At 72.8% G+C, this 11,538-nt stretch carries 10 protein-coding genes; 7 read left to right on the forward strand and 3 right to left on the reverse strand.

Annotation, left to right across the window (positions count from 1 at the left end; translation table 11 throughout):
* Nucleotides 1–71: 71 nt before the first annotated feature.
* Nucleotides 72–1,310, forward strand: coding sequence for a hypothetical protein (locus ONA70_RS08800; RefSeq protein WP_265005849.1), 1,239 nt, complete (start codon nt 72–74; stop codon nt 1,308–1,310).
* A gap of 57 nt (nt 1,311–1,367) precedes the next feature.
* Complete coding sequence (locus tag ONA70_RS08805; protein ID WP_265005850.1) at nt 1,368–2,219, forward strand: alpha/beta fold hydrolase; 852 nt, start codon at nt 1,368–1,370, stop codon at nt 2,217–2,219.
* A 56-nt stretch (nt 2,220–2,275) separates the two neighbouring features.
* On the opposite strand, the gene metG is transcribed toward ONA70_RS08805, so the two are convergent.
* Nucleotides 2,276–4,078, reverse strand: coding sequence for a methionine--tRNA ligase (gene metG / locus ONA70_RS08810; RefSeq protein WP_265005851.1), 1,803 nt, complete (start codon nt 4,076–4,078; stop codon nt 2,276–2,278).
* Between the two features lie 147 nt (nt 4,079–4,225).
* On the opposite strand from metG, the gene ONA70_RS08815 reads away from it, so the two are divergent.
* The gene (locus ONA70_RS08815) at nt 4,226–5,083 is read left to right on the forward strand and encodes a hypothetical protein (protein WP_265005852.1); all 858 of its coding nucleotides are present in this window, start codon (nt 4,226–4,228) and stop codon (nt 5,081–5,083) included.
* Nucleotides 5,084–5,147: 64 nt separating this feature from the next.
* Here ONA70_RS08815 and rsmI read toward each other — a convergent pair whose 3' ends face one another.
* Nucleotides 5,148–5,987, reverse strand: coding sequence for a 16S rRNA (cytidine(1402)-2'-O)-methyltransferase (gene rsmI, locus ONA70_RS08820; protein WP_406601171.1), 840 nt, complete (start codon nt 5,985–5,987; stop codon nt 5,148–5,150).
* Between the two features lie 92 nt (nt 5,988–6,079).
* Between rsmI and ONA70_RS08825 the strand changes: the two genes are divergently transcribed.
* From ONA70_RS08825 to ONA70_RS08835, 3 genes are all read left to right on the forward strand, one after another.
* The gene (locus tag ONA70_RS08825) at nt 6,080–7,774 is read left to right on the forward strand and encodes a dolichyl-phosphate-mannose--protein mannosyltransferase (protein ID WP_265005854.1); all 1,695 of its coding nucleotides are present in this window, start codon (nt 6,080–6,082) and stop codon (nt 7,772–7,774) included.
* A gap of 427 nt (nt 7,775–8,201) precedes the next feature.
* Nucleotides 8,202–9,479, forward strand: a complete 1,278-nt coding sequence (locus tag ONA70_RS08830) for a VWA domain-containing protein (RefSeq protein WP_265005855.1) — start codon at nt 8,202–8,204, stop codon at nt 9,477–9,479.
* 2 nt (nt 9,480–9,481) lie between these two features.
* Complete coding sequence (locus ONA70_RS08835; protein ID WP_265005856.1) at nt 9,482–10,255, forward strand: peptidase; 774 nt, start codon at nt 9,482–9,484, stop codon at nt 10,253–10,255.
* 38 nt (nt 10,256–10,293) lie between these two features.
* Here ONA70_RS08835 and ONA70_RS08840 read toward each other — a convergent pair whose 3' ends face one another.
* Entirely contained in the window at nt 10,294–10,563 is a 270-nt protein-coding gene (locus tag ONA70_RS08840; protein ID WP_265005857.1) for a hypothetical protein, read from the reverse strand.
* 110 nt (nt 10,564–10,673) lie between these two features.
* Here ONA70_RS08840 and ONA70_RS08845 point away from each other — a divergent pair, with 110 nt between their 5' ends.
* Nucleotides 10,674–11,330 (forward strand): 4'-phosphopantetheinyl transferase family protein, encoded by a 657-nt coding sequence (locus ONA70_RS08845; protein ID WP_265005858.1) that lies wholly within the window; start codon nt 10,674–10,676, stop codon nt 11,328–11,330.
* Nucleotides 11,331–11,538 lie beyond the last annotated feature (208 nt).

The raw sequence follows: 11,538 nt of genomic DNA on the forward strand, positions 1-11,538 counted from the left end.
CAAGGCCGGCGTTCCCGGACCGCCATCGACTGTTCACGCCGGCAACATCTGTCGCGCTTAGCGTTCGGAGGGTGACCGTCACACCTCAGACCAGCGGGGCCGCGCCCGAACGGACCGGGCTGCACGTGACGTACGAGGGCCGGCTCCACCCGGCCGAGATGCTCGCCCGCGGGGCGGCGTTCGAGTTGTTCAGCGCCGACGAGCTGCCGGGGTTCGAGTTCTCTCCCCGCCCTGGCGTGGCGTACCCGTGGCGGAAGTTCGTGCACGCCGTGGAGGTGAGCGCGGTGCACGGGGCGGCCGAGCCGACCGAGGAGCCCGACTCGCCGCTGCTGATGCCGGTGCATCGGGAGCGTGGCTGGGCGTACCTGCGCCAGCTCAGCCAGCAGCCGGGGGCCGCGGCCGACCCGACGCTGGCCGTGGTGCGCGCCTCGGCGGTGATCCGGCCGGGGACCCGGATGCTGAAGGTGCTCTCCGCCCGTCAGCTCGCCGGCTATGTGCGGGGCTGGCTGCCGCACGGCTTCTGCTACCGGGAGCACGATGTGGCGCACCTGCGTACGCCGGCCGGGATGGCGGTGCTGCGCGGTGACGGCGAGGGCGGCGACGTGTCGTACGCGCTGCGCTGGCGGGCCGCCGACCCGGCCGACTACGACGTCCCGGTCGGCGCGGCCCACCACGGGCTCACCGTGCTGCCGCCCCGGGACCGGCTCGGGCCGCCGGTGCTGGGCACCGGATTCGTGCCGAGCAGCGCCCAGCTGATCCCCGAGTTCGTCACCCGGGACTTCGCCGACCTGCCGATGCCGGCGAACGCCACCCTGCTCGCCTACCCCGCCGAGGGGGTGGAGGTGGTGCTCTACACCTACCAGGCGGAGCAGCGGGGCTGGCTGCGCATGGTCGGCCCGCAGTGGCGTCACCTGCTCGCCGCGGTGCCCGGCCTCTCGCCCGACCAGGAGTACGTGCCCACCGGCGACGTTCCCCGCTCCACGCAGCTCGTCGGCGCCTACGGCGGCGGCGAGTACGAGGCGGTGGCCGACCAGCCGGACGGGTTCCGGGTGCTGGCGATGACGCGGGCCGCCCGTTACCCGGTGACGGCGGCGGCCCGGCGGCTGCGCTTCGCGCATTGGCGCGGGGTGCCCTGCCTGGTGCTGCGGGAGGAGTCGGGCTGGCTGCGGCTGCGGTTGCGCCGGCCGGATCCCGAGGCGGTGCTCACCACCGGGGCGCAGTGCCACGAACGGGGCGTCTACGAGGCCTGGGCACCGGGCGCCGAGGTGACCGGCGACGAGGTGGTGGACCTGCCGTACCCGACGGCATAAGGGGGGCCTGCCCGGGAAAGCGCGGACGTCCGAGACGTAGCGCACCGGGAGAAGATCATGCCCTTCATCACCGTCGGTACGGAGAACTCCGCCCCGATCGACCTGTACTACGAGGATCACGGCTCCGGCCAGCCGATCGTCCTGATCCACGGTTTCCCGTTCAACGGTGCGACCTGGGAGAAGATGAGCATTCCGCTGCTCAACGCCGGCTACCGGGTGATCACGTACGACCGGCGCGGTTTCGGTGCGTCCGCCCAGCCCACGATGGGGTACGACTACGACACGTTCGCGGCCGACCTGGACGTCCTGATGACCGAACTGGACCTGCGCAACGCGATCCTGATCGGGCACTCGATGGGCACCGGTGAGATCACCCGCTATCTCGGCGTGTACGGCTCGGACCGGGTGGACCGGGCGGTGCTGATGGCCCCGTTGGCGCCGTACCTGCTGAAGACGCAGGACAACCCGGAGGGCGTGGAGAAGAGCCTCTTCGACGCGTTCCAGCAGGCCATCATCCAGGACCGCTTCGCCTACCTGACCCAGTTCTGCGACGCGTTCTTCAACGCCAGCGAGAACAAGGGCAAGCTGGTGAGCGACGAGGCGTACCGGGCGCACTGGCAGATCGGCGCCCATGCGTCGGCCAAGGGCACCCACGATTCCGTGACCGCCTGGCTGACCGACTTCCGGCGCGACCTGCCGAACATCAACGTCCCGGTGCTGATCATCCAGGGCGACAAGGACAACGTGCTGCCGTTCCCGAAGACCGGGCAGCGGTTGCAGAACATGCTGTCCGACGTCCGGCTGGTCACCCTGAACGGGGCGCCGCACGGCATCCCCTGGACCCACCCGACCGAGGTGAACCAGGCGATCATGCAGTTCATCGGCGCGCCGTCGATGGCCCGCGTCTGACCGACGGACGCGATGCGGCCCCCGGATCGCTCCGGGGGCCGCGCCGCATATCGGGCTCAGCCGGCCAGCCGGGCCAGCTCCTCGTCGACGATCGACGGGTCGAGCTTGCGGAAGACCGGTTTCGGCGCCGCCAGCGGTCGGCCCACCTCCAGGGGTACGGACTCCCACCGCGCGCCGACCGTGTAGTCGCCGGTCAGCACCGGGTACGCCGGCCCGCCGTCGAGGTCCTCGACCTCCTCGATCACCGGCATCGGCGCGTGCACGCCGGTGCCGCCGAGCAGCTCGTGGATCTTCTGGGCGGAGTGCGGCAGGAACGGGGTGAGCAGCGTGTTGGCGTCGCTGACCACCTGGAGGGCGACGTGCAGGATGGTGCCCATCCGCGGCTTGTCGTCCTCGCCCTTGAGCTTCCAGGGCGCCTGCTCCGACAGGTACTTGTTGGCCTCGGCGACGACCCGCATCGCCTCGCCGATGGCCTGCTTCTGCCGGTGCCGGGCGATCAGGTCGCCGACGGTGGCGAAGCCGGCCCGGGCGGTGGCGAGCAGGGCCTCGTCGGCCTCGGTGAGCCCGGCCGGGTCGACCGGCGGGACCGCGCCGAAGTTCTTCGCCGCCATCGAGATGGACCGGTTGACCAGGTTGCCCCAGCCGGCGACCAGCTCGTCGTTGTTGCGGCGGAGGAACTCGGCCCAGGTGAAGTCGGTGTCGTTGCTCTCCGGGCCGGCGACCGCGATGAAGTAGCGCAGCGCGTCGGCGTCGTACCGCGCGAGGAAGTCCCGGACGTAGATGACCACCTTGCGGGAGGAGGAGAACTTCCGTCCCTCCATGGTCAGGTATTCGCTGGAGACGACCTCGGTGGGCAGGTTGAGCCGACCCAGCTCGCCCGGCTCGCCGTCGCGGGAGCCCTCCCCGGAGTAGCCGCCGAGCAGCGCCGGCCAGATCACCGAGTGGAAGACGATGTTGTCCTTGCCCATGAAGTAGTAGCTGCGGGCGTCCTTCCCCTCCTCGTCGGTGGACCACCACTTGCGCCACGCCTCGGGGTCGCCGGTGCGGCGGGCCCACTCGATGGAGGCGGACAGGTAGCCGATGACCGCGTCGAACCAGACGTAGATCCGCTTGTCGGGGCGGTCGCGCCAGCCGTCCAGCGGGATCGGCACGCCCCACTCGAGGTCCCGGGTGATGGCCCGGGGCTGGAGGTCGTCGAGCAGGTTCCGGGAGAAGCGCAGCACGTTGGGGCGCCAGCCCTCTCGGGTGTCCAGCCACTGCCGCAGCGCGTCGGCCAGGGCGGGCAGGTCCAGGAAGAAGTGCTCGGTCTCGACGAACTCCGGCGTCTCGCCGTTGATCTTCGACTTGGGGTTGATCAGGTCGATCGGGTCGAGCTGGTTGCCGCAGTTGTCGCACTGGTCACCGCGGGCGCTGTCGTAGCCGCAGATCGGGCAGGTGCCCTCGATGTAGCGGTCCGGCAGGGTGCGGCCGGTGGACGGGGAGATCGCCCCGGTGGTGACCTTGGGGACGATGTAGCCGTTGCGGTGGAGGCCCTGGAACAGCTCCTGCACCACGACGTAATGGTTGCGGGTGGTGGTCCGGGTGAACAGGTCGTACGACAGCCCGAGCGCGCGCAGGTCCTCGGCGATCACCCGGTTGTACCGGTCGGCCAGCTCGCGCGGGGTGACCCCCTCGGCGTCGGCCTGCACCTGGATCGGGGTGCCGTGCTCGTCGGTGCCCGAGACCATGAGCACGTCGTGACCGGCCATCCGCATGTACCGGGCGAAGACGTCGGAGGGAACGCCGAATCCGGATACGTGGCCGATGTGGCGCGGGCCGTTGGCGTAGGGCCAGGCGACCGCGGCGAGAACGTGACTCATGAGCGTCAAGCCTAGTGATTGCCTCCGGGCACCCGCGAACCAATAGGGCGCGTCCCACGTCCGACCCTCCACAGCCCGTCCGATTTGTCGCCGACACGCGGCCTGAGCTGCCCGGCCTGCCCTGCGTAGCGGTGTGGAATAAGCGGCGTGACCAGCAGACGGGCGGGCCAGGACGGGTCCGCCGCCGCGACGACCGGCGCGGACGACCGGACGTCCCGGCCGGGCGCGACGCGCGGCGGGGTCGCCCCGCAGCCCCGGCTGGACCCGGCGGACCCGCCGGTCGAGGTCGAGCCGACCACCGGGGCGCCGGTGGACGCCGTGCCCCGCCGAGTGCCGGTCCGGCAGCCCCGCTGGCAGCTGCCCGCCCCCGGCGACCAGCCGGACGGCGGCGAGGTCTTCTGGGCGCCGATCGAGGAGGTGCACTGGGACGGCACCCCGCTACGCGAGGAGGCCCGGAAGGCGGAGCGGTCACGGGCCCCGGCACCCCGACGGCCCCGGACCCGGCGCGGCCACCCGCCCGACCCGCTGCGGGGGCTCGCCGCGCTGGTGGGGTTGAGCCTGCTGGCAGCCTTCTTCGCCTGGGTCAGCGCGGGGCCGTTCTGGCTGGCGGTGGGGCACTCGACGGACGGGACCGTGGTGATCACGCACTGCTCGGGCAGCGGCCTGACCCAGCGTTGCCGGGGCATCTTCCTCGCCGACGGGGAGCGCTTCGTCGCGCACGGCGTACGGGTCAGCGGGGTCCCGGCCGAGCGCAGCGCCACCGGCACCGCGCTGCCGGCCCGGATGACCGGGCCGGACGGCGGCACCGCGTACGCGGACACCGGCGTCGGCCGGCACCTGCGCTGGTTGCTCGGCCTGCTGCTGGTGGTGGCCTGCGCCGCCGGGATCGCCCGGTGGACCGGCGCGACCCGGCTGCCCCACCCACGGCACCGGCGCTGGGCCGTGGCGGTGGCCCTGGCCGGTCCGCTGCTGATCACCGCCGGCTTCCTCGCCGCCGCCTGGTGACGGGTTGCGGCTGTTAAAAGGGGGCCCTTGCTATACCGCAGGCGTTAACAGGGGCCCCCTCCTTTCAGGCGTGCACGACCGCGTAGACCTCGCGGCGGCGGAGGGCGTACTCGGTGGCGACCTCGGTGATCGCGTCCCGCCGGGACATCCCGGCGGCCTCCCGCTCGGCCACCGCGGCGCGCAGGGTGTCGTCGTCGGGCCGGGTCGCGGCGGCCGGCGGCGCGCCGGCCACGACCAGGGTGATCTCGCCCCGGGGCTCGCCCTCGGCGGCCCACTCGGCCAGCTCGCCCAGCGGCCGGCGGACCACCTCCTCGTACGTCTTGGTCAGCTCGCGGCAGAGCGCGGCGGGTCGGTCCGGGCCGAACGCGGCGGCCAGGTCGGCCAACGCGCCGGCGATCCGGTGCGGCGCCTCGAACAGCACCAGGGTGCGTTCCTCGGCGGCGAGGGCGCGCAGCCGGGACCGGCGGGCGCCGGGCGTGCGGGGCAGGAAGCCCTCGAAGCAGAACCGGTCGCAGGGCAGCCCGGAGAGCGCGAGCGCGGTGGTCACCGCGCTCGGCCCGGGGGCCGCGGTGACCGGGCAGCCGGCGTCGATCGCGGCCCGGACCAACCGGTAGCCGGGGTCGGAGACGCTGGGCATGCCGCCGTCGGTGACCAGGGCGATCGTGTAGCCGGCGGCGAGCACGTCGACCAGTTCGGGGGTACGCCGTTCCTCGTTGCCCTCGAAGTAGGAGACGATCCGGCCGGGGACGGTGACGTCCAGCTCCCGGGCCAGCCGGGTGAGCCGCCGGGTGTCCTCGGCGGCGACCACGTCGGCGGTCGCGAGCACCTCGCGGAACCGGGTCGAGGCGTCAGCCGGGTTGCCCAGCGGCGCACCGAGCAACACGAGGCGTCCCACCTCGGACATTTCACCCACGACGTGCGCTCCTTCATCGACAGCCGTACCAATCTCGGAGACGACGGGCGCCACCGGGCACCTTCGCAGCCTACGATCGCCGGGTGACGAGTGCGTCGACAGCACAGAGCGTGAGCGCGGGTCGGGCCGGATCGGACCGACCCACCACCGACCAGGCCACCGGGTCCACGACGAACGGCGCGGGCGGGATCCCGGCCGTCGTCCGCCGGCGTCTCGCCACGGTCGACGCCCGTCTCGACGGGCACGCCTGGCTGGCCACCGGGGTCGTCGTGGTGATCGCGGCGATCCTGCGGTTCGTCGGCCTCAGCGGTCCGAAGGGCAAGATCTTCGACGAGATCTACTACGCCCGGGACGCGTACGGGCTGATCGACCGGGGCGTCGAGTGGAACTACAAGGACGGCGGCCCGTCGTACGTGGTGCACCCGCCGCTGGGCAAGTGGCTCATCGGGCTCGGCGAGTGGGCCTTCGGCTACCAGGACGCGGAGTTGAAGATCTCCGTACCCGGGCACCTGATGACCACCGCCCCCGAGTTCGGCTGGCGGTTCGCGGCGGCCGTCGCGGGCACCCTGTCGGTGCTGATGCTGGTCCGGATCGGCCGGCGGATGTTCCGCTCCACCACGCTGGGCTGCGCGGCCGGCCTGCTGCTCGCCCTGGACGGCTTCCACCTGGTGCTCTCCCGCACCGCGCTGCTGGACATCTTCCTGCTGCTGTTTGTGCTGGCCGCGTTCGGGGCGCTGGTCCTCGATCGGGACGCCCGGCGCCGCCGCTGGTCGCGGGCGCTGGAGGCGGGGCTCGACCCGTCGGTGCCGGGGAAGGCCGGCCGGCCGGCGTCGACCTGGCGGGACTGGCCCTGGTGGCGGCTGGCCGCCGGGGTGCTGCTCGGCTGTGCCGTTGCGGTGAAGTGGAGCGGGCTCTACTTCATCCCGGCCTTCGCGCTGCTGGTGATCTTCTGGGAGGTCGGCGTCCGCCGGTCCGCCGGGGTACGCCACCCGTGGCGGGACGCGCTGCTGGACGAGCTGCCCTGGCTGCTGCTGGCCGGGGTGCTGATGGTCGGCACCTACCTCGCGACCTGGTCGGGCTGGCTGCTCAGCGACGACGGCTACTACCGCCTGGCGAGCCGCTACCCGAACACCCCAGGGCTCAGCGACACCCCGATGATCGGGGCGCTGATCAACCTGTGGGAATACCACAAGGCCGCGTACGGCTTCCACACCCAGCTCGACGACCCGCACAAGTACCAGTCGTGGCCGTGGCAGTGGCTGCTGCTGGGCCGCCCGGTCGCCTTCTACTGGTCGGGTGAGGGAAACTGCGGTGCACCGAGCTGTGCGTCGGAGATCCTGCTGCTGGGCACCCCGCTGCTCTGGTGGTCGTTCCTGCCCGCGCTAGCCGCCACGGCCTGGCTGGGACTGGCCCGGCGGGACTGGCGGGCCGGGGCGATTCTGCTCAGCGTGGCGGCCGGCCTGCTGCCCTGGTTCTGGTTCGCCCTGGACAAGCGGACGATGTTCTCCTTCTACACCGCGCCGGCGGTGCCGTTCCTGGTGCTGGCGGTGGTCTACGTGCTCGGGGCGATCGTCACACCCGCACCGGTCACCGGCACGGCGGCACCGCCGAGCGGGCAGGACGTCGCCGACCGCCGGCTGGTGGGCGGGATCATCGCGGGCGCGTACGTGCTGCTGGTCGCCCTCTGCTTCGGCTACTTCTACCCGATCTTCGTGGGCAGGCTGATGACGTACGCGGACTGGTCGGCCCGGATGTGGCTGGACGGCCGCTGGATCTGACCCGCGTCCAGGCGCACGACGCGGCCCGGTGGCACGTCCACCGGGCCGCGTTTTCGCGTGCGAGGGGAAGAGAGAGCGCCCCCGACCGATTCGGGAACACGAAAAGGCGCGCCCCGATCGCCTGCCACGGGGGAAGCGGGCGATTGGGGCGCGCAAGACAGAGCTTAACCACACTCCGGCACTCGCACAACGGGTCGTCCCCGGTCAGATTTCCGACGAATGCGCCACTCCACGAATGGTTTACATCCGGCATATTACGGTGGGTCACACCGTCGGAACATTACGAATTCCTTACCGCTATCGGGTCTCCACCACCATCACGACGGAACGCCCGATCACGCCCGCCGAACGCCTCGTCAAACCGTGATCGGAGCGCGAAGTGCGACCCAAATGATCTTCCAAAGTGGATCTCACTACACTTCGCCCGGTGATCAACAAGAGACGATCGACAGCCGTCCTTCTCGGACTGTTGGCGACGACCGCGCTGATCGGTCCCGCCCCCGCCCTGGCCGACGACGAAACCGCCGAACCACCCGCCGAACCACCCAAGGTGGAACTCGTCCTCGACGTGAGCGGCTCGATGCGCGCCCGGGACATCGACGGGCGCAGCCGGATCTCCGTCGCGCAGCAGGCGTTCAACGAGGTCGTGGACGCGCTGCCGGACGAGACCCAGCTCGGCATCCGGGTGCTCGGCGCCACCTACCGGGGCAAGGACAAGAAGCAGGGCTGCCTGGACACCCAGCAGATCGTGCCGGTCGGCAGGGTCGACCGGACACAGGCCAAGGCGGCCGTCGCCACGCTGCGGCCGACCGGGTTCACCCCGGTCGGGCTGGCGCTGCGCTCGGCCGCCCAGGACCTCGGCACGGGCAGCACCGCCCGCCGGATCGTGCTGATCACCGACGGCGAGGACACCTGCGCCCCGCCCGACCCGTGCGAGGTGGCCCGGGAGCTGGCCGCCCAGGGCACCAAGCTGGTCGTCGACACCCTCGGCCTCGCCCCGGACGAGAAGGTACGCCGGCAGCTGCTCTGCATCGCCGGGGCGACCGGCGGCACGTACACGGCGGCGCAGAGCGCCGACGAGCTGACCGGCCGGATCAAGCAGCTGGTCGACCGGGCCCGGGACACCTACACCGCCACCCCGACCGTGGTCGGCGGCTCCGCCGAGTGCCGCGACGCGCCGCTGCTCGGCCCCGGCGTCTACACCGACCGGGAGGCGTTCGCCGAACACCGCTGGTACCGGGTGCCGGTGCGGCCGGGCCAGGAGCTGCGCGCCTCGGTCAGCATCGCGCTGGACCGTCCGGTCAACCCGGACTACGGGGTGCTGCTGCGGGCCACCGCGCAGGACGGGCGGGAACTGGTCCGGGGCGTCGACGCCGGCAGCGGGCGTACCGACGTGATCTCGGCCGGCCTGCGCTGGTCGGCGGCCGAGGACGCCCCTGATCCCGCGCCGAGCGGCACGGTCACCGCGCAGGCCGTCTGCCTGGTGGTCAGCAACGCCTTCGCGCCCCGGCCCGGCACCGAGGCCAGCCCCGGGATGCCGGTGGAACTGACCGTCGACGTGGTCGCCGCGTCGCCCGCCCCGGACGAGCCGGACCTCGGTCGCGGCTGGGCCCTGCTGCTCCTGCTCACCCTGGCCGGCCTGGTCACCGGGCTGGTCGCCGGGCTGCTCACCCGCTGGTGGGCCGCCACCTGGAGGGAGAACTGAGGATGCGTACCCTGATCCGCTCCGCGGCGGCGCTGGCCGCCGTCGGGCTGACCCTCACCCCCACCGCGGCCTCGGCGACGCCTACCCCGTCGCCCGGCGCGGCCACCGTCACCAAGGCCGGCACCTCGTTCCTCACCGCCACCGCGATCACCGCCGGGCAGCCGGTGCAGGTGGGTGCCTCGACCGGTGACCACCTCTACTGGTCGTTCCGGGCCGAGGCCGGGCAGGTCCACGAGATCGCTGCCACCGTCTCCTTTCCCAAGGGCCGCACCGGCGCGTCCACGTGGACCGTGGACGTCTTCGACGGGCTGCGCCGCCGCCAGGCGTGCACGGCCGGCGCGCAGACCCCCACCGCCGACGCCTCGGCGACCAGCGTCACCCTCGGCTGCACGCTCCGCCGGGTTCGTCCCTGGGCCGAGCCGTGGTCGGGTGACCCGTTGCCCGGCACCTACTACGTCCGGCTCTCGGTGACCGACCTGCCCGAGCCCGACCTCGGCCTGCCGATCGACGTGGACCTGCTGGTCAGCGTCGACGGTGAGGGCGGCGCGTCGGGCGACGACGGCCGGCTGGCGGCGCCGCTGGTGCCGAACACCCGGGCCGGCACGGTGCTCACCGCCGAACCGACCCCGGAGCCGGTCGCCGAGGAGGAGACCAGCCTGACCGGCTGGCTGCCGGAGGCCGGCTCACGCTGGGTCTGGACCACCGCGGGCGGCGTGCTGGCCGCCGTGGCCGGCGTGGTCGGTTTCGCCCTCACCCGGCGGCCCCGCCGCCCCTGACCCACCGGCCGGTGGCCGCCGAGCGCGGCGGCCACCGGTCAGACGGTACGCGGATGCCGCGGCACCCAGCCGATGAACCGGTCCCGCAGCAAGGCGGTCGGGGCCGAGCGCAGGTCGTTGGTGGCGGCGGCCAGGCAGGAACCGAGGTAGACGCTCAGCGAGGCGCGGTCCGCCCGGTACTCGTCCAACAGTTGGCTGCGTTTCGTGGCGCAGGGCCAGTCATGGCCGCACGATCCGCAGGTCCAGTCGGGGGTCACCGGCGTGTGCTCGTCCGGTCGGTATCCCGACGCCTCGGCAGCAGGCGTCATCGGCCGATCCTCTCGTCGGTGGATCTTCGCTTGTGGACGGTTCCTCCCCGAACGCCCCAACAGCGTCCCGCAGCGCTGTGGCGTTACATTGCTCCGGTACGTTCGTCTTCGTGCGTGATCTCCTGCCGCCAGCGGTCGCGGTGGCGGTGGCCGGTCCCGCCGACTGGTCCGGCGAACTGCTCCCCGCCGAGCGGGCCTGCCTGGGCGACCGCGCGGTGGCAGGCCGCCGCCGCGACTTCACGGCGGGCCGGGTGTGTGCCCGCCGGGCGCTGGCCGGGCTCGGGCTGCCGCCCGCGCCGATCCCGTCGGCGCCCGACCGGTCCCCGGTCTGGCCGGCCGGGGTGGTCGGCACCATCACCCACACCCGGGACTACTGCGCCGCCGCCGTCGCCCACGCCGCGGAACTGCGCTCGGTCGGGATGGACGCCGAGCGCCACCGGTCGCTCAACCCGGGGGTACGCCGGAAGGTCTGCCTGCCCGAGGAGGAGGCGGAGCTGGCCCGGCTGCCCGCGGGCGTACCCTGGCCGACCGTGCTGTTCAGCATCAAGGAGACCGTCTACAAGGCCTGGTGGCCGGTGGTCGGGACCTGGCTGGACTTCCACGACGCCCGGGTGACCCTCGATCCGGACGCGGGCACGTTCACCGCGCGGATCGCCCCCGGCCGGCTCGATGCCGCACTCGCGACCGATCTGCCGGCATCGATCGACGGCCGGTTTGCCGTCGACGCCGATCTGGTGCGCAGCGCCGCCGTTCTGGTGACCGGGTGAGGGCCGCGCGGTCAGCTTGTCGCTGACTAGTACCGTCGATCCGACTGAAGATCTTCGAAGGTGCCAAGGAGTACGGTGAGCCACCCTCAGCCTCCGTTCGGGCCGCAGGACCCGAACCAGCCGCCCCAGGAACCGCCGACCCAGCCGTTCCCCACCGCGCCGATGCCCCCGGTGCCCGGCAACCCGTACGCCCCGCCGCCGGCCGACC

The organism is Micromonospora yasonensis (genome assembly GCF_026013475.1).
Taxonomy (GTDB): domain Bacteria; phylum Actinomycetota; class Actinomycetes; order Mycobacteriales; family Micromonosporaceae; genus Micromonospora; species Micromonospora yasonensis.